This is a genomic window from Algoriphagus jejuensis (assembly GCF_039523455.1).
In the GTDB taxonomy this organism is placed as follows: Bacteria; Bacteroidota; Bacteroidia; order Cytophagales; family Cyclobacteriaceae; genus Algoriphagus; species Algoriphagus jejuensis.
Genome location: NZ_BAAAFI010000038.1, coordinates 25,592 through 52,397 on the forward strand (window position 1 = coordinate 25,592; position 26,806 = coordinate 52,397).

Annotated in this window: 21 protein-coding genes; 12 read left to right on the forward strand and 9 right to left on the reverse strand. The window is 48.3% G+C overall.

All coding sequences use genetic code 11. The features are described from left to right. Positions 1–167 precede the first annotated feature (167 nt). From ABD031_RS15255 to ABD031_RS15280, 6 genes are all read left to right on the forward strand, one after another. The gene (locus ABD031_RS15255; protein WP_343853011.1) at positions 168–1,250 is read left to right on the forward strand and encodes a sensor histidine kinase; all 1,083 of its coding nucleotides are present in this window, start codon (positions 168–170) and stop codon (positions 1,248–1,250) included. Then, positions 1,247–1,990 carry a LytR/AlgR family response regulator transcription factor gene (locus tag ABD031_RS15260; RefSeq protein ID WP_343853013.1) on the forward strand — a complete coding sequence of 248 codons (744 nt, stop codon included), beginning with the start codon at positions 1,247–1,249 and terminating at the stop codon, positions 1,988–1,990. Before ABD031_RS15255 ends, ABD031_RS15260 begins: the two co-directional genes overlap by 4 nt. 43 nt (positions 1,991–2,033) lie before the next feature. Then, a complete protein-coding gene (locus ABD031_RS15265; RefSeq protein ID WP_343853015.1) occupies positions 2,034–2,627 on the forward strand; it encodes a nucleoside deaminase in 594 nt (197 codons plus the stop codon). 126 nt (positions 2,628–2,753) lie between these two features. Continuing rightward, entirely contained in the window at positions 2,754–3,494 is a 741-nt protein-coding gene (locus ABD031_RS15270; RefSeq protein WP_343853017.1) for an SGNH/GDSL hydrolase family protein, read from the forward strand. A gap of 419 nt (positions 3,495–3,913) precedes the next feature. Beyond that, the gene (locus tag ABD031_RS15275) at positions 3,914–5,704 is read left to right on the forward strand and encodes a serine hydrolase (RefSeq protein WP_343853019.1); all 1,791 of its coding nucleotides are present in this window, start codon (positions 3,914–3,916) and stop codon (positions 5,702–5,704) included. A gap of 7 nt (positions 5,705–5,711) precedes the next feature. After that, positions 5,712–6,656, forward strand: a complete 945-nt coding sequence (locus ABD031_RS15280) for an FAD-dependent oxidoreductase (protein WP_343853021.1) — start codon at positions 5,712–5,714, stop codon at positions 6,654–6,656. A gap of 191 nt (positions 6,657–6,847) precedes the next feature. Here the strand turns inward: ABD031_RS15280 and ABD031_RS15285 are convergent, their stop codons facing one another. Beyond that, on the reverse strand, positions 6,848–8,353 hold the full coding sequence (locus ABD031_RS15285) for a calcineurin-like phosphoesterase C-terminal domain-containing protein (protein ID WP_343853023.1): 1,506 nt from the start codon (positions 8,351–8,353) through the stop codon (positions 6,848–6,850). Positions 8,354–8,611: 258 nt separating this feature from the next. On the opposite strand from ABD031_RS15285, the gene ABD031_RS15290 reads away from it, so the two are divergent. Together ABD031_RS15290 and ABD031_RS15295 are read left to right on the forward strand one after the other, a co-directional pair. Then, complete coding sequence (locus tag ABD031_RS15290; RefSeq protein WP_343853025.1) at positions 8,612–10,222, forward strand: hypothetical protein; 1,611 nt, start codon at positions 8,612–8,614, stop codon at positions 10,220–10,222. Positions 10,223–10,276: 54 nt separating this feature from the next. Further along, the gene (locus ABD031_RS15295) at positions 10,277–10,936 is read left to right on the forward strand and encodes a DUF2911 domain-containing protein (RefSeq protein ID WP_343853026.1); all 660 of its coding nucleotides are present in this window, start codon (positions 10,277–10,279) and stop codon (positions 10,934–10,936) included. A 157-nt stretch (positions 10,937–11,093) separates the two neighbouring features. On the opposite strand, the gene ABD031_RS15300 is transcribed toward ABD031_RS15295, so the two are convergent. The 7 genes from ABD031_RS15300 to tsaD form a co-directional block, all read right to left on the reverse strand. Next, positions 11,094–12,515: a carbohydrate porin gene (locus tag ABD031_RS15300; RefSeq protein WP_343853027.1), complete on the reverse strand. Its 1,422-nt coding sequence runs from the start codon at positions 12,513–12,515 to the stop codon at positions 11,094–11,096. Positions 12,516–13,304: 789 nt separating this feature from the next. Continuing rightward, positions 13,305–14,183, reverse strand: a complete 879-nt coding sequence (locus tag ABD031_RS15305) for a penicillin-binding transpeptidase domain-containing protein (protein ID WP_343853030.1) — start codon at positions 14,181–14,183, stop codon at positions 13,305–13,307. Between the two features lie 398 nt (positions 14,184–14,581). Next, positions 14,582–14,836: a hypothetical protein gene (locus ABD031_RS15310; protein ID WP_343853032.1), complete on the reverse strand. Its 255-nt coding sequence runs from the start codon at positions 14,834–14,836 to the stop codon at positions 14,582–14,584. Between the two features lie 176 nt (positions 14,837–15,012). Beyond that, complete coding sequence (locus ABD031_RS15315) at positions 15,013–15,528, reverse strand: HNH endonuclease (protein WP_343853034.1); 516 nt, start codon at positions 15,526–15,528, stop codon at positions 15,013–15,015. 3 nt (positions 15,529–15,531) lie between these two features. Next, positions 15,532–16,329 (reverse strand): hypothetical protein, encoded by a 798-nt coding sequence (locus ABD031_RS15320; protein WP_343853036.1) that lies wholly within the window; start codon positions 16,327–16,329, stop codon positions 15,532–15,534. Further along, a complete protein-coding gene (gene smpB, locus ABD031_RS15325; RefSeq protein ID WP_343853038.1) occupies positions 16,292–16,759 on the reverse strand; it encodes an SsrA-binding protein in 468 nt (155 codons plus the stop codon). Before smpB ends, ABD031_RS15320 begins: the two co-directional genes overlap by 38 nt. A gap of 1 nt (position 16,760) precedes the next feature. Next, positions 16,761–17,774: a tRNA (adenosine(37)-N6)-threonylcarbamoyltransferase complex transferase subunit TsaD gene (tsaD, locus tag ABD031_RS15330; protein WP_343853040.1), complete on the reverse strand. Its 1,014-nt coding sequence runs from the start codon at positions 17,772–17,774 to the stop codon at positions 16,761–16,763. Between the two features lie 29 nt (positions 17,775–17,803). Between tsaD and ABD031_RS15335 the strand changes: the two genes are divergently transcribed. The 4 genes from ABD031_RS15335 to ABD031_RS15350 all read left to right on the forward strand — a co-directional run bounded on the left by ABD031_RS15335 (position 17,804) and on the right by ABD031_RS15350 (position 25,614). Further along, complete coding sequence (locus tag ABD031_RS15335; protein WP_343853042.1) at positions 17,804–22,375, forward strand: translocation/assembly module TamB domain-containing protein; 4,572 nt, start codon at positions 17,804–17,806, stop codon at positions 22,373–22,375. A 156-nt stretch (positions 22,376–22,531) separates the two neighbouring features. Further along, positions 22,532–23,830, forward strand: coding sequence for a cryptochrome/photolyase family protein (locus ABD031_RS15340; RefSeq protein ID WP_343853044.1), 1,299 nt, complete (start codon positions 22,532–22,534; stop codon positions 23,828–23,830). Continuing rightward, positions 23,827–24,777: a Smr/MutS family protein gene (locus ABD031_RS15345; RefSeq protein WP_343853046.1), complete on the forward strand. Its 951-nt coding sequence runs from the start codon at positions 23,827–23,829 to the stop codon at positions 24,775–24,777. The genes ABD031_RS15340 and ABD031_RS15345 overlap by 4 nt, the downstream gene beginning before the upstream one ends. 3 nt (positions 24,778–24,780) lie before the next feature. Further along, a complete protein-coding gene (locus ABD031_RS15350; protein ID WP_343853048.1) occupies positions 24,781–25,614 on the forward strand; it encodes a hypothetical protein in 834 nt (277 codons plus the stop codon). Between the two features lies 1 nt (position 25,615). Here the strand turns inward: ABD031_RS15350 and ABD031_RS15355 are convergent, their stop codons facing one another. Further along, positions 25,616–26,761 carry a cystathionine gamma-synthase gene (locus tag ABD031_RS15355; protein WP_343853049.1) on the reverse strand — a complete coding sequence of 382 codons (1,146 nt, stop codon included), beginning with the start codon at positions 26,759–26,761 and terminating at the stop codon, positions 25,616–25,618. Positions 26,762–26,806 lie beyond the last annotated feature (45 nt).

The window sequence follows — 26,806 nt, forward strand, 5'->3', positions numbered from 1 at the left end:
ATCCTATCGACAAATCCCCCCAACATGGGGACAAACCCCGCAAAAGTGCCTACAAACCGCCTTCGTCCGGCCAAAGTGTATATTCATAGGCATAATGGTCGGGTCTGTAGATTTGATTTGAGAGTAAAAAGTAAAATCCCTTAGTTTGGAAACTGAAAACCAACGGAATGGCGACCCTGATCCCCAAAAAGAATCTTTCCCTGATCGTACACCTACTCGGCTGGATCATGCTGTGCGTGGTGCTGCTGCTGCTTTCTCCCCTATCCTGGAAAATGGGAGAAGTACAGCTTCCAACCCAATTCTGGGCAAAGCAGATCTTTCTGGTGGCCGTCCTGATCACCATCTTTTACTCCAACTCCTCCATCTTGGTACCCAGGATTCTCCTGAAAGGTAAAAATTACCTGTACCTGCTGGTTATCCTGGTTGGGGCGGTCTTGTTTTATGGCTTGGTGGTTTATTTTGAGCAGTTCATCGGATACGGCAGAGCCATGCACGAAACCTTCAATCCAGAAAAAGTCTTCGATCCCAAGAAAAGGTGGCTGCCGGGAGATGTATTCCAGCTCCTCCTTTACGTAATCTCCGTCGGCCTCAGCACCTCGGTGGCGCTGGTGCAGAAGTGGCAAACCGACGAGACCCTTCGCCAAGAGATGGACCGCCAGCGAATCAATACCGAGCTCTCCTATCTCAAGGCGCAGATCAATCCGCACTTCTTCTTCAACACGCTCAACAACATCTATGCGCTCACCAATCTGGACGTAAGCAAGGCACAGGAGGCCCTGCTCAAGCTCTCCCGCATGATGCGCTATGTGCTATACGAAAACCAGAAGAACGAAACGCTCCTCTCCAAAGAGATTCGCTTCATCGAGGATTACATCGAGCTGATGAAGATGAGACTTTCATCCAAGGTCAAGCTCAATATCCAGATCGAGGAGCCAAAGGAAAACCTGATCATAGCCCCGATGCTTTTGCTGCCTTTCTTGGAAAACTGCTTCAAACACGGCGTCAGCTCCCAGCACGAAAGCGAGATCCTTATCAAGGTCGAAGTCATGGGCGACACGCTCTTTTTCGAAACCCGCAACCACATCTTCCCAGTCAATCCCGACAGTCCGGAAGCACACGAAAATGGCATCGGCCTGACCAACACACAGCGTCGACTCAACCTGATCTATCCCCAAAAACATCGCCTCAAGTTTGGTAAAGACGATGCGAAACAGGAGTATTGGGTGAACCTGACCATCAACCTCGCATGATTCTCAAATGTGTCGCCATCGATGACGAGCCACTGGCGCTCGAGCTGCTGAGCAAGTTTATCAGCCAGACGGCCTTTCTGAAGCTGGAAGCGAAGTTTTCCAACGCCATAGAAGCCCTCGGATACATCAACCAAAATGAGGTGCAACTCATCTTCATGGACATCCAGATGCCGGATCTCTCCGGAATGGAGCTGGCCCGGATCCTGGACGGAAAGAAAAATTCCGACAAAACCCGTACGATCTTCTGTACCGCGTACCACCAATTTGCCATCGAGGGCTACAAAGTCGAAGCACTGGACTACCTCCTCAAGCCCTACAGCTACGAGGACTTCCTCAATGCAGCCACCAAAGCCTACCAATATTTTGAGCGGATCAAAAACGCCCAGGCACCCAAAATCGTCGAAGCGGCCCCGGCGCAGGACTACATCTTTCTAAAAGTCGAATACCAGCTCGTCAAGGTGATGCTGAAGGACATCACCCACGTGGAAGCCTACAAAGACTACGTGAAGGTGCACTTGCAGTCCAAGGCTAATCCCCTCCTATCCCTCACCAGCATGAAAAACATGGAGGAACTCCTTCCCTCGGACAAATTCATGCGCGTACATCGCTCTTTCATCGTAGCCTTGGATCAGATCGATTCTGTTGCGAAAAACGTCATCCAAATCGGTGCTCATCAGATCGCTGTCGGAGAAAACTACAAGGAGCAATTTTTGGAATTTTTGGCGCGCTGGATGAATTGAGTCCAGTGGGCAGTATTCAGTCGCAGTGTGCAGCAGGGTCAGGATGGCACTATCGTCCCTGCGAGGAGGCACGACGAAGCAGTCTAATCCCGCAACTGCCTCAGCATTTACAGCGCCTTCAACCTTCTCCTCCATCAAACAAATTCCCTATTTTTGGAATATGTCCGAAGACCAAAAGAAATACATGCGTGCAGCCATCGAGCTGGCGAAACAGGGGATGCTCTCCGGAAATGGAGGGCCTTTTGGCTGCGTAATCGTCAAGGATGGCGAGATCATCGGCCAAGGTTGCAACAGCGTCCTCATCACCAAAGACCCGACCGCCCATGCCGAAGTCATGGCCATCCGCGATGCCTGCCGCAACCTCGACCACTTCCAGCTGGACGGCTGCGAGGTCTATACTTCCTGCGAACCCTGCCCCATGTGCCTGGGAGCGATTTTTTGGGCGAGACCCTCCAAAGTATACTACGCCTGCAGCAAGGAAGACGCGGCCAATGCGGGATTTGATGATAACTTTATCTATCAGGAAATCGAAGTCATGCCCGAACACCGACAGATTCCGATGGTCTCCCTGTTGCGGGAAGAAAGCCAAAAAGCTTTTAACCTCTGGAAGGAAAAAGGAGATAAGACGCTGTATTGAGGGTTTTTGATTGATTAATTCAGAGTAATTCAAAGAAATCAAACCGAACATACTTCTGGGCTTTTCCTATTCTACAGGTGTGACTGACAGGGTTTGCCCGGTTCGTTTTTCTGCCAAACCCCTATCTTGCTCAAAATCCTTTCTGTTGACCCCGTCCCCAAAATGAACCTTATCAAGCCGTACCTTCTCGTATTTCTCCTCTTCGTCTGCAGCAACCTTTTTGCCCAGCAAGACTTAAAAGCCTCTTTCAATTATGGCAAGTCGGTGGCGGTCTTTGGAGGTTCGGTATCGGTCATCCCACCCAGCGACAGCGCCAAGATCCTGTGGAAAGAGCGACTGGGGATGAGCATCACGAACTACGGCGTGTCGGGAGCTGGCTTTTCCTCACTTCAGGGAAAATCCCTGCAGCAGCAAGTGAACGAAGCGGGAGTTTTTGACATCTACATCCTTTGGGCTTCCACCAACGACTACACCAACAAAAGGGAAAACGGACATTACACCGACTTTACGGAATTTGATGGCTACGACAGCAGCAAACTGATCACCCAAGCGGGAGGCATCAATTATTGCATCAAAAAGATCTACGAGCTCAATCCCAAGGCGCAGATCTATTTCTTCACCTCCAGCAAAGCCTTCAATGACCGCGGCGCCTATGATCCGGCGGTATCGGACGGGATGGTTCGCTATGTGGAAATCCAAAAACAAATATGCGAATTGCATGGCATTCCCTACTTGGATCAGTTCACGCTGGGCGGATATAATGTGCACAACAAGGACCTCTACTACCTCGACCCCATCCACATGAACGCGGAGGGCTACAAGAAACTCGGAGAGCTGCAGGTCGCTTTTTTGGCTTTCCCGGATTGAGGAAAGCAAATTGCTTAGCCGATTTGCGCTAGTCAAGGAGTCTCAGATCAACAACGTCACAGTGCCAGCGGCACAACAGCTTTGTAGCTATAAGCCGAAATAGGTATCCGAAGTACCGTAGGTGCGACACCCATAATTTCATTTTTTTTTATTCATGTGCCTGCGTCGCCCCTACCGGGCTAAAATTCCAGAGGAGCATTCGGTTAATACCAAGCTGAGGGCTCCGATGGAGCTAAAACGTCAAAAGTCTGGCGAGAAAAATCTATTGAAAGGCCCAGACACAACGCTTTAATTCTTTATCCTTTCATCGTTTAAAAATCTCTTGCCAAATCACCAAGACACCCGTTTTTAGGCTATTTTGGAAGTCAATAACACACCTGAAAAAGACGACACTTTTTAAAACCAACTTCACACTCCCCATGAATAAAACCCTACTTCTCCTACTTTTCTTTCTCAGCAGCACGCTGACTTTTGCTCAGACCAAACTCGACACCAAGAAACTTGAAGAAAAACTCAAGGCAATTCAGGAAGCCACCAAGACCGTGGGCTTCTCGGTCGCCATCGTCAAAGGCGACCAGGTGATCTACTCCAAAGGATTTGGCTATCGGGACTTGGAAAACAAACTGGCAGCCGACGAAAACACGCTCTATGCCATCGGCTCCTCTTCGAAGGCTTTCACCGTCGCTTTGCTGGGAATCATGGAGGAGGAAAAAGGGCTGAAATTCACCGACAGCCCCAAGAAATACCTGCCCGAGCTGGAGTTTTACAACGATGAGCTAAACAACCAAGTGACGATCTTGGACATGGTCAGCCACCGCACGGGATTGCCAAGGCATGACATCTCTTGGTATCTTTTTCCTACGGAAAATAAAGACAGCCTCCTCGCCCGGGTCAAGTACCAGGAGCCTTTCACCGGAATCCGGAAACAGTGGTACTACAACAACTTCATGTATCTGGCCCAAGGGCTGATCGCCGAGAAGCTCACCGGCAAAAGCTGGGAGGACAACATCCGCGAGCACTTCTTCAAGCCCCTGCAGATGACGACTTCTAACCTAAGCATCTCCGAACTGCAAGGTCAGCCAAACGCCTCCAAAGGCTATCAACTGAAAGAATGGCAAACCAATGAGGTGATGTCCTACTACAACATCGCCGCCATCAGCCCTGCAGGAAGTATCAACAGCAGCGCAAAGGAAATGGCGAATTGGGTTCGGATCTGGCTGAACGAAGGAAAGCTCGGCGACCAGCAGGTCCTTCCAAAAACCTATGTCGCCAAGGCGGCAAATCCCCTTATGCTCGTCGGCGAAGGCATTGCGGATCCCAAGTTTCCCGACCAGCACCTAAACAGCTACGGCTACGCCTGGTTTACCTCTTCCTACAAGGGCCACTACCGGATGGAGCATGGCGGCAATATCGACGGCTTCTCGGCCAACGTAGCTTTGTTTCCCAGTGACAGCCTGGGTATCGTCGTCCTCAGCAACCAAAATGGCTCGGCACTTCCCACCTTGGTCAGGAATATCATTTCGGACCAACTCCTGGGTCTGACGGAGACCAACTGGGTGAGCCACTATGAGAAGATTGCGGAAAAGGCAAAGGAGCAACAGGCAAAGTCCAAGGCGGATCAAAAATCCAGCACCGTCCCAAACACCAAACCCTCGCATAGCCTGGCCGAATACACCGGGAAATACCAGCATCCCGGCTGCGGCACCTTTAGGATCGAGTTGGAAAACGACTCGCTATGGGCGCAGTTTCCGAGGGAAAAAATGTTCCTGAAGCACACCCACTACGACATCTTTGCACCCTACATAGTGAAAGACGGAAAGGTCGATACCACCGCCAACGCAGGCTTCAACTTCAATTTCCAGACCAATGACCTGGGAGATATCGCCTCGGCCAGTATGAAGATCGAGCCGACTTTGGATCCCATTTCTTTCAAAAGAACTCCGGAGGAAGTAGCCGTCAACCAAGAAACCCTCAGCAGCTACGTGGGCACTTACGTCCTCTCGGGAATGGAATTGAAAGTCTCGATCAAGGAAGAAAAGCTCATGCTCTTCGTTCCCGGCCAACCGGAATACACGCTACTTCCTACCAAGGAAAATGAATTTATAATCAAAGGATTGACCGGCTACAAGACCAGATTTGAAGAAAAAGAAGGCACCTCCACCTTGGTCTTGATCCAGCCCAACGGCACATTCACCGCGACGAAAAAGTAAAGCTAAAATGAAATCGCTGAGCATTGTCGGTTCGGGTATCGTGGGTCTGACCTCTGCCATCGCCCTTCAGGAAGCAGGTTTTCAAGTCAGGCTTATCGCAAAGGAGCGCCTTGACACTACCCTCTCCAGCAAGGTGGGCGCGATCTGGTTTCCCTTTGAAATACAGCCCAAGGAAAAGACAAATGCTTGGGCGACGAGGTCCTACCATCGCTACCTAAGCGAAGTCAGCCCAAGCAGCGGGGTTTCCTTTATTCCCTTTGTCACTGCATACGACTACGAAAGCAACATCGATTGGACAAGGCAAATGCCAGAGGGAAAAGTGAGGAAAGCCACCCTGGACGAATTGCCAAAGGGGATGGAAATGGCCTTCGTTTCCGAAGTTCCGCTTGCCGAACCGCTCCTCTACTTGCCCCATCTCTTTGGACGATTCGTGGCAAATGGCGGCACCTTTGAGCAACGGGAAATCAGGTCTTTGGAGGAACTGGCTTCCTTGGATGAATTGGTAGTCAACTGCACGGGTTTAGGAGCGAGGAAACTCTGCCAGGATGAGGACCTGCATCCGATGCGGGGACAGATTCTTCGCTGCGAAAAACTATCTGTAGCGTCCTTTGCCAATCCTCTCCAAAGAGGCGCGCTGAGCTATGTGATCAACCGAAGCGGAGACTGTGTCATCGGCGGAACGGACTACGAAAACGACTGGAATGAATCCATCGACCCGGCGGACACCGACCTCATCCTTTCCCGGCTGAGAGCGGCCGGGGTCTCCAAAAAACCAAAGATCTTGGATACCATCGTCGGCTTACGCCCGAGAAGAAGCGCAGTGCGGTTTGAATTTGACTCAGCCTATACCAACGTTTTTCACAACTATGGCCACGGAGGAGCTGGATTCACGGTTGCTTGGGGATGCGCGCTAGAGCTGGCGGAGAATTTAAAAACAAAAAAGCGAGCTTGAAAATTACAGGCCATCACTTACCAATCTTTAGACTTCGAAAGAAATCCCCTTGCCCCTTTCCCTCAAAATCCGGTTCCCGGATTAAATTCGAAATCAAAGGGGGAGTTTGCTCTTATTCAACTCACGCATCCAACGGGCCAACTCTTCCGTCCCAACACGATTTGATCATTGAGACTGATCACTGAGACTTCCTATCCAACCTTCTTCGTGTACACGTTTCCAAAGCGATCCTTGGCTTCCACCACCAGATTATCCTTGGACTCAGGCTTGAAGAAAAACATGTGGTCATTGAGCTGTGGCTCCACCCAGCTGCGGCGCGAAGGCAAAGTTGGCCCAGTGTGCAATTCTACGCTCCAAGGATCAAACGCAACTCTTTTCTCGGGAGATCCTTTCTTGATCCCGTTTTCAAACCAGCTGATCTCCCAAGCCGGATCATAGTTCCAGCAGTTGAGCGACATCTGGTCGGGAAAGTCCTTGTGATAGCCAGCCGGATAAACCCGGAACTGCGCGTTGATATCCAAGCCTGTCCCCTTGTATTTCCATCGCAACTCTGAGCCTTTCGCTTCATAGACTGCATAGCCGTTAGGCGTACCATCGTAACAGATCGGACCTGACCACCAAGCGCCACATACCGTTCCATGACAATGTTCATAGACATGGCCGTTGATCATATTGTCGTTAAAGTGGGTGTGTCCAGACAGGAGATGCGCATCGTATCCTTCCAGCATGCGATACAAATGTTCTCGATTACTGACCGTTCCACCGAGCGTATCTCTGTCTGGATATCGAGTCACAGCCCCGGTATAGGTTGGGATGTGAAGGGAGACGACGATAGTTTTGCCTTTTTCGACCAATGCCAAATCCTGCTCCAGCCATGCCATTTGCTCCTCGGGGATATGGCCGATGTACTTGGTGCCGGGCCCGGGATTGCCGAGATAGAACACATCGTCGAGGACAACATAGTGCACTTCTCCCCTATTCCAAGAATAGTAAGTCGGGCCAAAATGACTCTTGAAAGTCCCCGTGGTGGTCGAATCAGATCTCCCGCCAAAGTCCAAGTCATGGTTTCCCATCACCTGAAAGAACGGAGTATCATACATCTGCACGGACTGATTGTATTCTTTGAAAAGCTCCAGTCTGTCATACACCAAATCCCCGCAACCGATCCCAAACAAGTTTGGATCATTGAGGGACGCAATAGTCTTCTGCACGTCTGGAGCGGCAACGGAGAGTAGCTGTCCAGCGTCGTAGTCGTCCTGAATCTGCGTATCTGACAGCAGGAGAAAATGATGGTTTCCATCCGAATTACCTGCCTTTTTCAAGTCGAAGTAGAGATTTTGATCCGCCTTAGTGCCATCTATTTTTTGAAAAAAAGAGGCGGACCCATTCGCTTGTTTCGCGATTTCAAATCCAGCTGGCAAAGACACAAAAACAAAATCCCGGTCATTTCCAGAGATCATTTCAAACTCTCCGCTTGAATTGGTTTGGACAACTACGCGCCCATCAGACACGGCTACCCCCGGCAGTCCTTTTCCAGCGGAAGCCACCCTACCACGAACTCGGATCGGACTGAAAACTGTAGAAAATCCTTTTAGCGGAAGCTCTTTCTGTATCCCCGCCAATACGGCGTCTCCCATGCCAAGCCAACCTACCGAAGTCAGGCCCAGACTTTTGATAAACTCTCTTCTTTTGAACATTGGTGGTTGTTGATTAGCTATTTATAAATACCCGAGTTTCATTTTCAAAGTTGAGAACTGATCTTAAACCAAAAAGGTATTTTATCAAACTTCTCAATTTCTTAATCCATGGAAATGACTTCTGTCTTTTGATATTAAGAAGATTTATTTGGAAATTATAATCCGCTTGCGACCTGAACATCAGGCAAAAGAGTCAGCCCCGTCGCATTTTTACGCAGGAGCTTTAAATCATAAACCTCACATTTTTATCCTAAACCCATGAGCCGAAGATTCTCAGATCTGCACTGCCACAATCACATGCGGGCGCATTTTCACATGCAGGAAAAAGCAAAAAAATTCAAACGAAAAGGTGAATTCAGCCCCTGGACGGTCATCGCCTCCAACTCCAAAAACAAAGAAAAAGGAAAGATGGGCGCCAGCTACAGCCAGATTGACCTGGTCAAGTGCTGGAATGGCAACCTCCGCCTTACCTTCAACTCCCTCTATCCTCTTGAGCGGGAATTTGTCAAAGGCATGGATCCAAAGATCAAGGAAGACAAATGGTATCATTTCGCCGCGAGGGGGATCCTGGGACATTCTGGAATAAAACGGGATCTCCTACAGACGGCGTTTATGCGGATTCCGGACAAAGTGATTGATTATTTCCAGTCTGAAGAATATGATTATTGGGAGGCGCTGAACAGGGAAAAGGACTTCGTCCTGCTCGATTCCGGCAAGCGGATTAAAAAGAATGAAATCCATGTGCCCTCTGCGCTTTTCGGAGATGAAAAAGCGGCTGCAAAACGTGCCGAAAAAGAGCCAAAATCCTATGTGGCAGAAAATGCGTCCTATCGGGTACCCAAAGACCGTTCAGAACTGCTCAAATCCCTGGCAGATGACTCGGAAATCACCATGATCCTCACCATCGAGGGTGCGCATGCCATGGGACGCGAGAGTTGCAAGAGCGTGCAGGATACTTCGGACCGGATCAAATTCATCAAGGAGATGTGGGAAACTCCCGTGTTTTTCATCACTTTTTCCCACCACTTCGACAACCAGCTCTGCGGCCATGCCCACTCCATCCCGGATATGGGAAAGATCCTGATGAAGCAAGGCCAGCATACGAATACGGGCTTTCGACGTAATGGACACCGGATTGTCCGTGAATTTCTTGGACTGAATCTCAAAGGAGAGCGTGACCCGGCGCTGGGATATCGGATCCTCATCGATGTGAAACACATGGCGGCCAAGTCCCGCGTAGACTACTACCAGCTGATCGATGAATGCCTCGAAAGGGGAGACCGGATTCCGGTCATTGCGTCGCACTGTGGCTACTCCGGCGTCGAATCGCTGGCTGAGCATATCCGCTGCGAAAAGGAGGAAAAAGATGACTACTGCGACAAAAAAAGCGGGAGGTTTAATGCCTGGAACATCAACATGTGCGACGAGGACATCGAAATGATCGTCAAAACAAGGGGAATGTTTGGGATTTCGTTTGACCAGAGAATCCTTGGCATCACCAAAAAAGACCTCAATGATCCTGAGAGCAAGCGCAACGGAATCCAACTCATCTGGGAAAATATTGAAGGCATCGTCATCAGCGCCTACGAAAACCCGAAATTAAATGAAGCCCAAAAACCCCAAATCTGGAAATCCCTAACGCTTGGGACGGATTTCGAAGGGCTGATCGATCCAATCAACGCCTATCCAACGGCGTTGGAATACGAGAAATTTGCAGACGATCTGGTGGAAGTGATCGACCAAGCCCGCCAAAACCCAAACGCCAAACATCTCGCCCATATCAACTCCCGTGAAGACGCCGAAAAGCTGGTGGATGACTTCTGCTACAACAACGCGGAAGCTTTTGTGATCGAAAATTATCCGGTGTAGAAGTGTTGTCACTCCGAGCAGAGTCGAAAGGACGCCATAGTTCTAGGAGAAAGAATGAACGAGTCTACAGTAAAGACCAATTGTCCCGAAACAAAAGTAGATTTGATAAAGGACTTGAAAGGCTTCCTGTTCAATCGTCCAATCAACAAAATTTCAAAATCAGTTATGAAAAAGAAAATACTCATCGGAGTGGTAGCTTTCGTCGTTTTGCTCGGAATCGCCTTCTCCTATCTCAATTACCGCAACCGCAATTTAAGTCCTCCCGGAACCGCTGAGCTGACAGTCGGTGGTCTCACCGTTTCTATCGCATATAGCAGACCTTCAGTGCGTGATCGTCTGGTATTCGGCACTGAAGAGCAGGGGGCTTTGCAGCCTTATGGAACGTACTGGCGATTAGGCGCAAATGAATCAACAGAAATGACGGTAAACAAGGATATCTTATTCAACGGACAGCCTGTACCAGCTGGCACGTATAGAATGTATGCTATTCCCGACGTTGATGCATTTGAAATTGTTTTGAATTCAGAACTTGGTCAATGGGGAGCTTTCGAGCCAAACTACAGTTTGGATCTTTTGCGTACAAAAGTGCCCGTTGAGCCTACCAGTGCAATGGTTGAGCTTTATACCATTTCGATGGTTGAGAGGGAAGGCGGCATCCATGTGGTTTTCGAATGGTCAGATGTGAGATTTTCTGTACCGATCGAAGCCCAGTAAAATTTCTGTCAGAATTCCATAGAAGTATTGGTCGGAAGGTCAGTTCTTCATTCTTTCTGCCAAGCATATATTTCCTGACGGGTGGATTTAAGGTCAGCAATTCTTGATTCCACTTAACTCCGACGCCCAATCCTGTACTGCCATCCGCCGTCCAAACTTAAAAAATCCACCACTCCGCCTTCACTCCCATGTAGTAGCCCCAGCGCTCTGCAGCAACAAACTGGAGATAGGGGCTGTAAAGATTTTCGCTGGCGTTTTCATTATACCTTGCCAGACTGAAGACAAAGCGGAGATGAGGGCGTGCCCAAACATTCCGCTCGCCGGAGATAGAAAGCGTCGGCGCTAGGGAAAATTTCCCCATTGCATAGGTCGGCTGCTCTCCATCTTTTCTTTGCGAGTAATTCAACTCTGAAAGCAAGTGAAAATTGTCGCTTATATACCAAGTGCCACGAGTGCCGAGGGTTAAATCTTCTTTTCTGTTGAAAACTTCCTTTTCGAAAAATGTCTCCGCTTTATCGTTGGAAGTGGCGGCTCCCTTGCTGCGATTGTAGATCAAATAGCCATTCAGCGAAAACCGCTCGGAAAGATTCACCAGGATATGATCTACGAACGACCAACTGTAGGCTTTGCTAAAACTCTGATCCACCAAATCCGGAGCGCCAAAAGTCAGCCAAGTACGCGACACGCCGCCATCCCCGCCATTGGCGATGCCCCGCCCGTAGCGTATCGCCAAATCATTGAACGAACCCATCAATAGCCTTGGTAAAATGGTATTGAGCCGGGCACCCAACACATAGCCATTGTCTCCAGGGTAGGCCAAATCGGGCAGGGTATCTGTGGCATCGGGATTTCCCATGCGGTGATACTCGGCTAAGAAAGTAAGCTTTGAACTCTCTGAAATCACTTTATCCTGCTCCAGCACCAAGACCGCCCGCTGACGAAGCGCCAAAGCGGGTGTTCCAGTCTTGATGTTTAAGTAGAAATATGGTGGCACCGTAGACGAGGTATCTGTCGAAGCTACGAAGAGCGTTGCAAAGCGAGTGTTTTTCACCTCCACCCCAAAGCCCTGCCCCGAATGGTCATTGAAGTAAAAATGATCCGCAATGTGGACGTCAGCGCCGCGGTAGAGCCGACTTCCTACCCAGAGATTGACCCGATCCCTCTTGCCGACGCCAGTCACTTCCACATAGAGTTCGGGGATTGCCAGTGTCAGTCCCCCCATGCTGGACGTCGTGCTGTTGCCAAATAGCGACAGACTATTTGACCAGACTGCGAAACGGGTGTTGACCGTCACATTCATGCTGTCGCCTTTCACCAGCGGCGAAAAATCAATTCCCGTGGCGAGCTCCAGATAGTCCTGCTCCTCCATCCTGCCTCCGATGCTACCCATATTGTTAAGGTTCAGTCGTCGCCCAATCGAGCCTTCATTTACAAACGACCAGTCGGCGCCGATCCTGCCGTAGGTGCCGATGTAGAAGTTTTTGTAGGTAGGGCGCTGATAGGCGATCTGGGCTTGGGAAAATGAATTGAGGAATTGAAAAACCAAAAGAAAAAGGCAGGTTGCTAAAAGTCGGTTCATCTTGGGTCGGGGTATGACTAAAAATAATGGATCTACCGAAAATTCTCAGCTAAAAACCCACGATAAGTCCGGTTATATAAAAAAATCTGAGTATAAAAAATGGTGGATTGCATGCTGGAACAGTCTATTCAGACGGTGCAGCAATTTCAATGGTTTGGGTCCAGCTGCGATCTTATTTGCTACCAGAATATTTTGCTCAAATAAAACCTGATCGCTAAACCCCATTAAGCAGCATCCAAGACGTCCCAAACTTGTCACGAAGCATCGCAAAACGATTTGCAAATTAATTCTCTTCCAGCTTCATGAAGGTCTCACCATCGGTGGAAAGCACCTTGTAGACCTCTTCTGCTTTCTGCGGAGTATCCAGTCTGAGTGTAAGATAGGCGCTGCGCATAGGGTCAGCATGAGAAACTCCGCGCCCCTAAGGAGGGTGCCACCTACCTCAATCACTGCATGGATAATGGGTTTCTCCCATTCTTTGGGGAAATTGGGAGATACCTGCGTGGAAGCATCATCATAACAATCTTTCCGCCAAGGTGCTGCTCGTAAAACCGAAATACCTCTTCACAATGTCAGGGGAAGTTGACATAGATGCCAAGTTTCATCGATGGGTCAGTATTCATAAACCATCTGCTGGTTAGCCCGTTTGCTGGGAAATTTCTAAGTAAAGATGATTTCATCCTTAAAAAATCCAAGGGGCAAATTGCTCCAAAATAAAGGCATATCCTGTCAAAAATAACAGAGTGCTACAATTACTCTCACGATTATCTTGCCAAGCATTGCAAAAACCTACTTACCAGCGACTGGGAAGTCAATTACTCCTAAATCCCGAAATGCCTTTTTGGTAATTTCTTTTCTGCAACTACCAAAATCAGACCTATTCATCTTTCTGTCCTGCAAAAGTCTTGTCGCAAAAATGTAAGAACCTTTTTTTGTCTCGAGGTATCCTGTCCACCATCCGGTATTGATATTGTTTGCTCGTGTCCAACCTGTCTTTGCTCTTATAGTATAGTCATCTGTCCGCTCTGTTAGCATTACATCCTTTACAATGGCCATGTTCTGCTCAGAAAAGGGAAGCCTGTCTTCATATAAAGCAAGTAAAAATTCAACCTGATTTTTGGGCGAGATTGCAAAGGCTCCAAAATTCCAAAAATCCGCTTCCTCCTGCGACAAATCAACGTTTCCATACCTGCACTTTGTGAGATACTCTTTGTATTTGTCTTTGCCGATCTTCTTCGCAAGTTCGACAAACACCCAGCCTGCCGATAGCTCAAAAGCTTCCTTTACTGTCATATCATGATAGATATCAGGTCTATATCCGTACTTAACCGTATCCGTGCTCCCGACCCATTTGACCAATTCGTCTTCATCTTGGATTGTCTTCGTTTCGAGTGCAATCAACAAATTGATTATCTTAAATGTCGAAGCGGGCAGCGTTTCAAGTTCAATCCCTACCGTGTCTGATACAATCCACTTTTGCCCTTCAATTTCATAGATAGCGATAGAGCCTTCCACACCACAACTGTCAAAGTAACTTCCAAAGTCGGACCGTAAAATCAGATCAGCTTCAGTCAATGGGGATGATTTTTCGCGTTCGCTTTTGTTAGACGAACATCCATAAATACAGGATAAGAGTACGATAAAAAAGATCGGTTTTTTAGATTTCATTTAGCTAATTGGTTTGTTTGCTCATTTGCAGTCGATGGGGCCTGATAATTTAACATCACGCTCAACTTTCCACAAATCTGCCTAGTGTCAGTTTTTTTTGATGGCTTTGCTTTAGTTGTTTGGTTAAACGGTCGCCTGAGTAAAACAGCGCTTGAATCCTGACTCAATCCCCATAGGCACCTTAGCGGTTTCGTGCAACAGCGTCCCGTATAGCTATCGGGATCATGCTTGGCTTTGCAAGCCGCACGAAAACCTGGTTGTTAGCGGCTGGTGTTCGATTGTAACCCACTTATAATTTCAGCCTCGAATAGCCTAACAAGATTTTAAACATTTGGGTCGTCCATTTTATACCCACCTGTCCATTTGACATTGTCCCATGCTTGAATGAGTCCAATTTCTTAAAAAATTTTGTTTTTAATCATTTCTATCGATTTCGAATCAAATATGTCATTTAACTTTTCGAAAGTCATTAATTCAAACTTTTTCGAACACAAGCCATTCTTTATCAATTCCAAATCTTGAACCATAGAGTCAATTAAAAGCCAGTCTTGTGTATCGAATATTTCTTTCTCAGATTTCTTTCCAGTTCTCGCAAAACCGTCAGTATCTCCATTATATTTTTCAAATATTCTCAATTTTTCATGAGTAATCATGGCTCTTTAGGATTTGGTTTTAAATGCCCTACAACATCCGTACAAGTCCCACTCCCTCACAAATGTCGTGTAGATCCGTTTTGGACGAAGGATTCTTCCCGGCTGTTTCCGTGGTCAAATTAATCATTTCGGAGATTGATTTTGGCAAGGCATCGGAAAAACTTCATTGCTCTACGCTAACAACCCGTCCTTACCCGACTCGGCAGGAAGGGCAACCATTCTTCCGCCTGCCGCTCGGCATATTCCGCCAAAAAATAGGAAAGCGAAGGCTTAAAGGGTTCGGATCGGAGGATGAGTCCTGCCTGCTCGGGGGTTTTGTCGCCCTTGTTCACGTTGCAGCGGTTGCAGGCGGTGATCAGGTTGGTCCAGTTGGTCTTGCCGCCCTTGGACTTGGGCACAATGTGGTCGATGGTCAGATGTCTTTTGCTCCCGCAATATTGGCACTCGCCCTTGTCCCGCCTAAATAGATTGGCTCGATTAAGCAGCACCCCACGAAATGGAATGGACTTGTAATGCGCCAACCGGATCACCGCAGGATATTCAAAGCTGCGGCTGACGGTACGAATGAAGAGTAATTCATAGGTGGTAAGAACGTTGGCTTTTTCCAACAAGCAAAGCACGATAGCCTTGTGCACTGGCACGACAGCTACCGGAGAATGATCCAAATTCAGCACCAAAACCCTTTTTTCCATAACCTATGTGACGATTACCCTTGTGTCCAAAACAACCTGCTCCCCTGTATTGTTTCTCAAAAAATCTTCCCATTCGTCCAGGTCGGAGACCTTCATGCGGTTGTCCAGGCAGAGGATCTCCTCCGAACCCAAAAACAAACCGAAGTGGGATTTTTGTTTTTCCAAGTCCCTGAAAATAAACAAATCACCCGGAAGTGCGGCCTCGGGCTCGACACTTTTGCCGGGAATTTTCCCCGAAATCCAGGAATACCCCGCAATCGCCAGGATCAGCGCAAATCCTTGCTCATCATCCAATCCGAATATGCTTCTGCCTCCCGCCTGAAAAGGCGCATTGAGAAAGCTCAGGCCGATCTCGACCAGCTCCTCACGCTCTGCTTGAACTACGTGGGGACGCGAATTGCCTGTAAAACCGACATGATCCTGCCAGTTGAAGAGCTCGAGTTCGGAAAAGTGGAGACGGCTGCCGGGCAGAAGGTATAGGCTGGATCCGAGGTATTCGATCGCGGCAATGGGACTGGTCACTACCTGGAAGTCGCGGTTGAGAAATTTCTGGTATTCGTCGCCAGTGATCTCTTTGATCAATGTGGCCCAGACCCAGCCGCCCATTCCGGTGTCTTGGTGAAATATCCGAAACCATTGTCGGTCGGAGGTCAGCCCATTGATCTCGTAGCATTCGCCAAAAAGCAGCTGGGTGACTAGCCCGGAGTCAAAAGTAGGCTGGCGGTATACGGGTAGGATTGTCTGGCGACAGATCCCGTAAGCATCAATCAAAGGCCATTCGCTGGAGTTCTCTTTTTGCATCTTTTTCCTTCAGGTCCTGCCGTTTATCGTGTGTTTTCTTACCGCGGGCCAGCGCAATTTCCATCTTTGCCAAGCCCCGGTCATTGATAAATATACGAACCGGAATGATTGCCAGACCTTTTTCGGCCGACTTAGTTTCGAGCTTCTCTAATTCTTTTTTCTTCAAAAGCAGCTTACGATCGCGCACTGCCACGTGATTGTAGCTCGTGGCCATAGTGTAGGGTGCGATGTGCATCTGACGAATGTAAAGTTCCCCCTCCATAAAGATGCAAAAGGCCTCCGTCAGTGAAACCTTGCTCTCACGGATCGACTTGATCTCCGTGCCCGTCAGCACCACACCTGTGACAAAGGTATCGATGAATTCAAACTCAAAGCTTGCTTTCTTATTCTTAATGTTTACGAATTTCTCGAAGCGGCTGGGCTTGGACATATCAGAATTTCATTTTGGCCAGAGGTGTGACATCGAGTCCGACGAATTCACCCTGGAGGTATTTGTAATGTGCCGCCATGGCGATCATGGCGGCATTGTCTGTGCAGTATTCGAATTTTGGCACGTAGAGGTTCCAGCCTTTTCGGCGGGAAAGTTCAGCCAATGCATTTCGCAAGCCAGAGTTGGCCGAGACGCCACCGGCGATGGCGATTTCTGTCACGCCGTATTGTTTCACCGCTTCCTTCAGCTTGATCAGGAGCATCTCGATCAGCGTGGACTGGATGCTGGCGCAAAGGTCAGCCAGGTTTTCCGTGATGAAATCCGGATTGGTCTGGAGTTGAGCTCTGAGAAAATAAAGTACGGCGGTTTTGATTCCCGAGAAAGAATAATTCAAACCTGGCATCCTAGTCACGGGAAATTTGAAAGCTTTTGGATTTCCTTCCTTGGCGTACTTATCTACCAATGGACCTCCCGGATACGGCAATCCGAGCAATTTGGCAGTCTTGTCAAAAGCCTCCCCGACCGCATCATCCTGTGTCTCCCCGACCACTTCCATCTCCAGGTGGCTTTTCACCAATACCAACTGGGTATGTCCACCGCTCACCGTCAGGCAGATGAAGGGGAAAACTGGCTTGGGATCTTCGATAAAATGCGCCAAAATATGAGCCTGCATATGGTTCACATCGATCAGTGGAATCTCCAGCGAGCGCGCAAAAGCCTTCGCAAAACTCACCCCGACAAGCAGAGAACCCATCAGCCCCGGCCCTCGGGTGAACGCCACCGCGGAGAGCTGATCTTTAGAGACCCCGGAACTCAAAATAGCCTCCTGGACGACGGGAATGAGGTTTTCCTGGTGTGCGCGAGACGCCAATTCGGGAACAACACCCCCATATTTTTCGTGAACTGATTGTGTGGCCACAATATTATTGAGTACTTTGCCATTAACTATAATGGAGGCAGAAGTCTCGTCACACGAGGATTCGATTGCTAGTATAGAAATATCTTTGGTACCCATTGGAAAAGAACTCGAAAGTTACGGATTTTTTGTACAAAGCTTTCCGAGTACTTCTCTGGATCGTATTCAGCTCCCTACTTTTTCTAATCGGTCTCAGCCTGGCACTGCAAATCACCAGCGTGCAAAACTGGATGGTAGACAAAGTGACCGCCTACCTGAACCAAAACTCAATATTCACCACCGAGATCGGAAAGATCAAGCTTTCCTGGTGGGACGCCCTTGAACTTCAGAATGTCTCGATCCGAGATCACCGGGATAGTCTGATGATTGGCGCGGATTTGCTGTACGCGGATTTTGCGCTGCTCTCCCTGATTCCTCCAGGAGATCCAACGATCGACGAGGTTCGCTTGGAGCGAGCCAAAGTCCGTCTCCTTACTCATGCGGGAGATTCTGTGCTGAACATCAATCTTTGGGTCAAGGAACTGAACGCTCTTTTTGGCACCAAAGACCCCTCTACCACCGCTGCCAAATTTTACATCAGCTCTGTCGAACTGAGGCAAACGGAGTTTTCACTGGTCAACTTTAACATCGAACCGATCATAGAGAGCTTTGATTTCAATCGAATGACTTTCAAAGAAATCAGGGGCAGCGCTTCGGATTTCCGGTTGGAAAATTCAGAACTCGGAATTGACATCAAAGCCCTCTCCGGCATAGAATCCAATTCGGGTTTGAAAATCCAGGAGCTCAAAACCAAAATCACTTTCGCCCCGAAGTACCTCGAACTCGACAAGCTCAACCTCAGAACCGAAAGGAGCCACATCAAGGACTTTATCCGAATGGATGTCACCGGACCGGAAGGATTTCGAGAATTTACGACCCAGGTGCGGCTGCGTGCCCGGATGGAGGAGACCAAGATCAACCTGCAGGATCTGCGGCTATTTGCGCCAACACTGCCGGAATTCGAAGATGAAATCTACCTGAGCGGAGAGGTCTTTGGGCCGGTATCCGATATGAAGTCTGACGAATTTCTGATTCGTCTGGGAGAAAAAACAGCCCTTTTCGGGTCGTTTGAGCTGGATGGATTGCCGGATATCGAAAAAACTTACATCAACCTCTCCCTTAAAAACTCAGTGGTTTCAGCCCGGGATCTGGCGCCATACTTGACTCCAGCGGTGGAAAAGCAGATCAACAAATTCAACCTCGTCCGGATGGATGCGGACTTTACCGGTTTGCTGAGTCGCTTCATCACCAACGGCAAATTTAAAACCAGCATCGGCAACATCGAGGGAAGAGTGAACTTTGACCTTGTCGACGACACTCCTTCGATCGTGTCACGTTTGAAGGTTGATAATCTGGATCTCGGAATACTTGCGGAAAACCGAGAGCTCCTTCAGAAAATAAGCCTGAACGGGCGGGTAAACCTCAAGGGAAATTCCATTGAAGATGCCATCATCGACCTCGATGCAACTATCTCCAAGTTTGGAGTCAAAGGCTACGCCTATTCCAACATTAGCACAGATGCTACCTACGGACTGAATCTTTTTCGCGGAAATCTCGCCATCGAAGACCCCAATCTCAAAGCGCAGGCCAGCGGATATCTCAACCTCGAAAAATCAGTTGACTCCGTTCGGATGGTTGTGCAAGTCGATTCCGTTTTTCTGGATAGCCTAAACTTGGTTCAGGTCCCGACATTCATCAGCGGCAAACTGGACATCGACACCAAAGGAATCAATCTGGACGACATTCAGGGGATTGCTCGATTTACCGATATCAAAGTCGGATATGAAGACCGCTTCCTGGATATTGGTGACTTCTTTTTTCAGTCTCTTTTTGCCGGCGGCACTCGTACACTTTCGGTTAACTCTGACTACTTGGTGGCGGCCGCATCGGGCCAGTTTGATCTCGAGCAAATGCTCAAAGATCTGGATATGCTCGGGAGTCAATACCTTGCCATCCTCCTAAACGAGACCCAGCCCATCGCAGACCTGGCAACAAACTTTTCGGACACCTATAGCCTAGATCTAAATGTGCGACTGCAAAATGTCAATCCTTTAATCCAACTTCTCAAACCGGACATTTCCATCTCTAAAAACACCATTCTGGAGGGGGCCTTTTATCAGACTCCAGAGAATACCGTATTCAACTTTTTCACCAGCATTGACACGCTGACCTATCGGGGCAATTCGGCCTACGGCACCAATATTGACTTCAACACCTCCAAGATCATCAACAGTGGGGATATTTTGGCGTCCTTCTACATCTATTCCAAAGAGCAACAGATTGGACAATCGATAGGATTTACCAACCTGGGATTCGAAGCGATATGGGACCAAAGCAACCTTGACCTGCAGCTAAGTCTGGATCAGGATTCCAGCTTTAGCCAGGCCAGGATAGATGCGGAAGCCACCTTTTCAGCCTCCGGTACCCAAATCCACTTTAAACCATCTGTTCTGCGGGTGTTGAAAAAAGACTGGGACTTTGAACCAGAAAACCAAATCCTGATCTCCCAAGGCGACATCACATTCACAAAGTTGAGTATCCTCCATGAACAACAACTACTCGGCTTGGAAGGCACCATTAGCCAAAATCCGGATGAAATACTCGACCTGTTTTTCCGTGACGTCGGCATAGATTTCCTAAATACGATCACGGCGCATGAATTCCTTGGCCGAGCCAACGGCTCGTTTCGCCTCACTGACTTACGCGGCCAGCCGGCTATCGAGGGTCAATTGACGATCGACGGCACCGAGATCAACCAGTTTCCCATCGGAAATATCTCTGGATCTGCCAATCTTCAGGACAATGACCTGATCTTAAATCTGGAAAATGAAATCAATGGTCAAAAGAAGATAGACATCGAAGGAACCATCGAGCTCGCCTATCAAAATATCGACCTAGAGGCACGGATGACGGAAGCCAACCTGGTTATCTTTGAGCCGTTTCTCTCCAAATACATTACCAATCTGGACGGAACGATCAGCGGAAATCTTCAGGTAAGAGGCACCGTGAATGTCCCGGAAGTCTTGGGAAGCGGTCGAATCGAAGGGGGCAAGGTTCATATCAACTACCTCAACACCAACTATCAGGTCGACGGAAGTATCCTATTTCAACCTACGCAAGTCAGCTTTCGGGATTTGATGTTCCAAGACATCAACGGCAACAGGGCGACCTTCACCGGTGGACTCAATCACACCGGGTTTCAAAACATCTTCTTGGATATCAACTCTAACCTGAGCAACTTCCAAGTGTTGAACACCACCTCCAAGGATAACGAGACCTTCTACGGAACGGCCTTTGCCAGCGGCACCTTGGCAATCAAAGGCAGTACCACCAATCTGGACATCAATGCCAGAGCCACCACTCAGCCCAACACCCGAATCTACATCCCGCTCACGAGCAGCAATACCCAATACCAGGAGGATTTCATTCAGATCATCAACATCCAAGATACCGTCCGAATTAAGCAACTCGCCGAGGACATCAACCGCCTTGACATCCAAAATGTGCGGATGAACTTCATACTAGACGTCACACCGGATGCTTTTGCCCAGATCATCATCGATCCAAAAACCGAAGAAAGCCTGGAGGCAAGGGGACGCGGAGTCCTTACCATGAATATCGATACCCAGGGGAATTTTAACCTGGCCGGCAACTACGAAATCACCCAAGGGCAGTACAATTTTTCGCTGTACAATGTCGTAAAGCGGGAATTTGCAATTGACCCGGGAGGCAGAATTACCTGGTTTGGAGATCCATATCAGGGCGTGATGAACCTGAAGGCGGTCTATGAAGAAAATATCTCTCTTCAACCCCTGCTCAATTCGTCCTCCGCTGCTGACAACAGCCAAATGCGTCGGAGATATCCGCTCAAAGTACTGATGGATCTCCAGGGCGAACTTCTCTCGCCTGATATCAAGTTCAGCTTTGACTTCTCCGAATTCCCCTCCAGCGGGGACGTACAGACGACCATCTCCGCGTTCCAAAGCCGAGTAGCAGCCGACGAACAGGAGATGAACCGGCAGGTGTTTTCGGTGATCATGACTCGCAACTTCTCTCCCGAAGGACAGTTTTCAGGTGTTTCTACGATTTCCTCCAGTTTGGGAAATCTTCTTTCTTCCCAGCTAAACAGCTTCCTGGGACAAATGGACAAAAATCTCGAGGTGAATATCGATCTGGCTTCGTTGGATGAAAACACACTAGAAAACTTCCAGCTAAGCGTCGCCTACACTTTCCTCGACGGAAGATTACGCGTGTCCCGAGACGGGGGATTTACCGACAATCAAGGCAACACCAGCGCCGCGTCTATCATCGGGGATTGGCAGGCAGAATACATGCTGACCGAGGACGGCGTCTACCGGCTGAGGATCTTCAACCGAAACAACTACAACACCTTTACTTCGCTTTCGCTGACGCAAAATGTATTGACGTACGGCGCATCTGTCAGCCAAAACGTCTCCTTCAACTCCTTTTCCGAGCTTTTCCAGAAAATCACACGAAAGAAAAACAGAGAACTCCAAGTCACTGATACGGACGATTTTCTCAGGCAAGAATATCAGCGAAATGAAGAATGGAAGCCCTTGGATCTCGACAGCATCCCTCCTCGAAAATCCCCTCCGATCCCGGATCTTGACAATTTTATCCTGCGAAAGGAAGATAACTAAGCTGATTTGCCACCCTTTTTGGAGAAGGTTTAAAATGGTAGTAGCCCACCAACGTGAGTCCCTTGTCAGCGAGTTATCCCTGCAATTTGAGCCTTAAAAATGTTTAGGCTTTCAAAACAATTGCCAAGAAAAAGTGCTTTTAACCTATAAAACTTTATGGAAAAAATTACACTGTTTTGGTTTCGGAGAGACCTTAGATTAGAGGACAACACGGGACTGCAGCGAGCATTGCAGGAAGAAAAAAACGTGCTTCCCCTCTTTATCTTCGATCGTAATATCTTGGAGCGACTGGAGGAAAAAGCCGACGCGAGAGTTGAATTCATTCATGCTCAACTAACCGAAATCAAGGCTCAGCTGGAAAAGAAAGGAAGTTCTCTGCTGGTACGATATGGCACGCCGGAGGAGATTTTTTCGAAACTCTCAACTGAATTTTCTATCAGTGCGGTATATACCAATCGGGACTATGAACCCTATGCGAAGGAGCGAGACGAAAAAATCGAAGCGCTTTTGGAAGAAAAGAAAGTCCGTTTCCTCAGTTTTAAAGATCAACTCATCTTCGAGCCCGGTGAAATTCTTAACGGATCCGGGGAGTTCTACAAGGTGTTTACCCCGTTTTCAAAAGCCTGGCTATCAAAATTCAACCAGACTGACATCCAAAACCCCGGCCAGCCAAACTGGAAAAATCTAAAAGGCTTAACGCCATTTCCAATGATTTCACTAGGGGAAATGGGTTTTGAAAAAACGTCTATTTGTATCCCTCCCAAAATAACTGATGAAGACCTTATTAGACATTATGATCAAAACCGGGATTTCCCCGCGAAAAACGGAACTTCCCGACTTGGAATTCACTTGCGTTTTGGTACCATTTCTATCCGGAAATTAGCAGGGATCGCTGCCAAGCTAAATGACGTCTTTTTGAAGGAATTGATCTGGCGGGAGTTTTATATGATGATCTTGGCATTCAACCCGCAAGTCGTCGACCGAGCATTCAAACCTGAGTATGACCGGATTCCCTGGAGGCAGGATTTGGGCGATTTTCATGCCTGGTGTGCGGGAAAAACCGGATTCCCCATCGTGGATGCCGGGATGCGGGAGCTTAACGAAACGGGCTACATGCACAACCGGGTAAGAATGATCACCGCTTCCTTTTTGACCAAATTACTTCTGATCGACTGGAGATGGGGCGAGGCCTATTTTGCCAAGCAGCTTTTGGACTTTGATCTCTCGGCAAACAACGGCAGCTGGCAATGGGCCGCCGGCACAGGTACCGACTCCCAGCCCTACTTTCGCATCTTCAATCCTGAGTCCCAAACCTCAAAATTTGATCCGGACCTAGAGTACATCAAGCATTGGATTCCTGAATTAGAAACAAAAAAATACCCAAAACCCATCGTAGCGTATAAATTTGCAAGACAAAGAGCATTGGAAACCTATAAAATAGCCCTGGAAAAATGAATATCGGAGACAGAGTAAGACTACTCCATGGACGAGAAGAAGGAATTGTGAGAAAAGTCTCCTCGGGTGGACGCCTGTCGGTAGAGATCGAGGACGGGTTCATCATACCTGCCATGAAGTCTGAGGTTGTTCTAATCGCGGAAGCTGAAAAAAGCTACTTCGGTGAAAATGCCGGAGAAACAAAGGAACCGGAAACAGCGAAGCCGATCTCTGCCCCAAAAGATCAGGGATTATACCTCGCCTTTCTGCCGATCAACGACCAAAGCCTGAGCCTTTACCTGATCAACGACACCCATCAAGCCTATCTTGTCCACGCATCAGAAGTTCATGGCGGAAATCAACGCACGCTCTTCGCGGGCACTTTGAGCTCAGGCGAAAGCAAAAAATTTGATGACCGTCTAATGAAGGAAATGGATGAGTGGCCGGCATTTCTCCTGCGTTTTATCCCGATTCAAATCAAACTGGAAAAAGCCATCCTTCCCTTTGAGCGCCAACTTAAGATGAAGGCTACACAATTTTTCAAGCATCTAAGCAAAGCTCCGCGACTTGGCAAAGACGTCTATCTCTTTGCCATGGAACAGACTACTAAGGAATTGGATATCCGGAGTCTCAATGCGGAGCTCACCAAAATCACCCCTAAACCGGAGTCGATCAAAGTGACCAAACCTCCCCACTCCATCGACCTTCACATTGAACAGCTTCACCCCAATCCTCAGTCTCTGAGCAATTCCGAGAAGATGCGAATCCAACTGGAGTCCTTTGAATCTAACCTTAACCAAGCAATCGCCTCGGGCATGGATGAGATTACTTTTATACATGGCATGGGCAATGGCGTCCTCAGAAAAGAAATACATAAGCGCCTAAGTCAAATCCAAAATATTAAGTACTTTCAAGACACTCAGAAAGACCAATGGGGCTATGGTGCCACCTTGGTAAGAATTTCCTAATCCATGCACTCGAAGACGTCTCCGGTTTACCAGATTTTTGAGCAGCAACACCATGACGCCAAATCCTTGTTTTTGGTGCTTGGAAAACAGATAAAGTCCAAAAAGGCTATTGAGCTACTCAGCAAGCTGGAGTTTTTGGAACTGTATACCGACCTGATGGGAAAGATCCATTTCGAAGACAGCAGCAAAGGATCTGACCTTTTTTTCCCATTGAAGCCACTCCGAAGAGCCCTTCGCAAAACCCATCACCTCAAGCTCGTGGAGCGAAATCTCAAAACAAGGGAGTTGGAAGTCAATCAGACGTATGGCAGCTTTCGGGTTTACTTGCTGGCGCAAAAAAAAGAAATCCAAAAAGAAGCTTTTGACCTAGTCGTAGGAAGTTCGCTTAAAACTTGGGAGGACTTCCAGATCAAAGCTCAGCAATCTAGCCGGGGCATCAAGCCCTTGGTGATCAACACGGCCATCAATCAACTTGTGCAGGAGGAGCTGGGATTCCTCCACCACGACCTCAAAATTCCAATTGCTAGCCAAGGATTTAGGGATTTGTTTGAGAGCCTTCGGAAAATAATTATGTTGGAAAACCTGCTGGTTAGTCTAGGCTTCAATCCGATTTTTGTCTCTTCGATCCACGAAGAAATCGGCCAACTCAAGGAAAACCTGAAGCCGTGGTACTCAAATCATCTGGCTTTTCAGACACTCACCGGCTTCCTGGCAGAGAAGACTCACATCTCCAAAAAATATATGGAATGGATCAAAGAGTTGAAAGAGGAAAAGAAAAGCCTGTCCTCCGAGATCGAAAGACAGGCCTTTGAGCTACTTAAAAAAGTATTGGTTTAGCTCAGATGTTGGCCAAAGCCCTTGCCAAATCATTTTTCAAATCCTCTGCGTCCTCCACGCCTACGCTCAGACGGATCAGCGAATCCACCAAGCCTACTTTTTCTCTCTCCTCCCGGGGAATCGAGGCATGGGTCATTGAGGCGGGGTGGCCACAGAGGGACTCTACGCCGCCGAGTGATTCGGCAAGCGCAAACAGTTGAAAACTCTCCATTACTTTCTTTGCGTCAGCCAGTCTATTTCCTTTTAACGTAAAGGAAATCATTCCCCCAAAATCTCGCATTTGCGCCGTGGCGACGTCGTGATTGGGATGATCTTCGAAACCCGGCCAATAAACTTTTTCTACCTTGGGGTGCATGCGCAGGTAGGCAGCAATGGTTTTGCCGTTTTGGCAATGCCGCTCCATACGGAGATGCAGTGTCTTGATGCCTCTCAACACCAAAAAGCAATCCTGGGGCCCAGGCGTCGCACCGCAGGCATTTTGTAAAAAAGCCAATTTGGAATGCAGTTCATCATCCTCGACCACCAACGCGCCCATCACCACATCGGAGTGACCTCCGAGGTACTTGGTCACCGAGTGCATGACGATATCAGCGCCGAGATCCAGTGGATTTTGGAGATAAGGTGATGCAAAGGTATTGTCAACCGCGAGAAGCAATCCGTGTTTTTTCGAAAATGCTGCCATCGCTTTCAGGTCAATGATATTCATCATCGGATTGGTCGGAGTCTCCACCCACACCATCTTGGTATTGGCATTGACATAGGGCTCTAGCGTCGCCGGATCTGCCATGGAGACAAAGTGAAACTTGATGCCATATCGCTCGAATACCTTGGTGAAGAGCCTATAAGTGCCGCCATATAGATCGCTGGTGGAGATGATCTCGTCACCGGGATTGAAGAGCTTGACCACCGCGTCGATTGCACCGAGACCAGAGGAAAAGCAAAGCCCATGTTTTCCATTCTCGAGGGCAGCGAGGCTGTTTTGCAATGCCGTCCGGGTAGGGTTGTGTGTACGGCTGTATTCGTAGCCCAAATGATCTCCCGGAGACTTCTGCACATACGTCGAGGTCTGGAAAATCGGAGTCATGATCGCACCGGTAGACGAATCGGGACTTACTCCGGCGTGGATGGCTTTGGTACCAAATTTCATAAAAACTAGTTGAAGTTAAATTCTTTAGGAAGGAACGGCCAGATG

What these genes read in the sequence shown, in the direction of transcription:
- ABD031_RS15255 (WP_343853011.1), top strand. Translation starts at nt 168, where the DNA reads ATGGCGACCCTGATCCCCAAAAAGAATCTTTCCCTGATCGTACACCTA.
- ABD031_RS15260 (WP_343853013.1), top strand. Translation starts at nt 1,247, where the DNA reads ATGATTCTCAAATGTGTCGCCATCGATGACGAGCCACTGGCGCTCGAG.
- ABD031_RS15265 (WP_343853015.1), top strand. Translation starts at nt 2,034, where the DNA reads ATGGCACTATCGTCCCTGCGAGGAGGCACGACGAAGCAGTCTAATCCC.
- ABD031_RS15275 (WP_343853019.1), top strand. Translation starts at nt 3,914, where the DNA reads ATGAATAAAACCCTACTTCTCCTACTTTTCTTTCTCAGCAGCACGCTG.
- ABD031_RS15280 (WP_343853021.1), top strand. Translation starts at nt 5,712, where the DNA reads ATGAAATCGCTGAGCATTGTCGGTTCGGGTATCGTGGGTCTGACCTCT.
- ABD031_RS15285 (WP_343853023.1), bottom strand. Translation starts at nt 8,353, where the DNA reads ATGTTCAAAAGAAGAGAGTTTATCAAAAGTCTGGGCCTGACTTCGGTA.
- ABD031_RS15290 (WP_343853025.1), top strand. Translation starts at nt 8,612, where the DNA reads ATGAGCCGAAGATTCTCAGATCTGCACTGCCACAATCACATGCGGGCG.
- ABD031_RS15295 (WP_343853026.1), top strand. Translation starts at nt 10,277, where the DNA reads ATGAACGAGTCTACAGTAAAGACCAATTGTCCCGAAACAAAAGTAGAT.
- ABD031_RS15300 (WP_343853027.1), bottom strand. Translation starts at nt 12,515, where the DNA reads ATGAACCGACTTTTAGCAACCTGCCTTTTTCTTTTGGTTTTTCAATTC.
- ABD031_RS15305 (WP_343853030.1), bottom strand. Translation starts at nt 14,183, where the DNA reads ATGAAATCTAAAAAACCGATCTTTTTTATCGTACTCTTATCCTGTATT.
- ABD031_RS15310 (WP_343853032.1), bottom strand. Translation starts at nt 14,836, where the DNA reads ATGATTACTCATGAAAAATTGAGAATATTTGAAAAATATAATGGAGAT.
- ABD031_RS15315 (WP_343853034.1), bottom strand. Translation starts at nt 15,528, where the DNA reads ATGGAAAAAAGGGTTTTGGTGCTGAATTTGGATCATTCTCCGGTAGCT.
- ABD031_RS15320 (WP_343853036.1), bottom strand. Translation starts at nt 16,329, where the DNA reads ATGCAAAAAGAGAACTCCAGCGAATGGCCTTTGATTGATGCTTACGGG.
- smpB (WP_343853038.1), bottom strand. Translation starts at nt 16,759, where the DNA reads ATGTCCAAGCCCAGCCGCTTCGAGAAATTCGTAAACATTAAGAATAAG.
- tsaD (WP_343853040.1), bottom strand. Translation starts at nt 17,774, where the DNA reads ATGGGTACCAAAGATATTTCTATACTAGCAATCGAATCCTCGTGTGAC.
- ABD031_RS15340 (WP_343853044.1), top strand. Translation starts at nt 22,532, where the DNA reads ATGGAAAAAATTACACTGTTTTGGTTTCGGAGAGACCTTAGATTAGAG.
- ABD031_RS15345 (WP_343853046.1), top strand. Translation starts at nt 23,827, where the DNA reads ATGAATATCGGAGACAGAGTAAGACTACTCCATGGACGAGAAGAAGGA.
- ABD031_RS15350 (WP_343853048.1), top strand. Translation starts at nt 24,781, where the DNA reads ATGCACTCGAAGACGTCTCCGGTTTACCAGATTTTTGAGCAGCAACAC.
- ABD031_RS15355 (WP_343853049.1), bottom strand. Translation starts at nt 26,761, where the DNA reads ATGAAATTTGGTACCAAAGCCATCCACGCCGGAGTAAGTCCCGATTCG.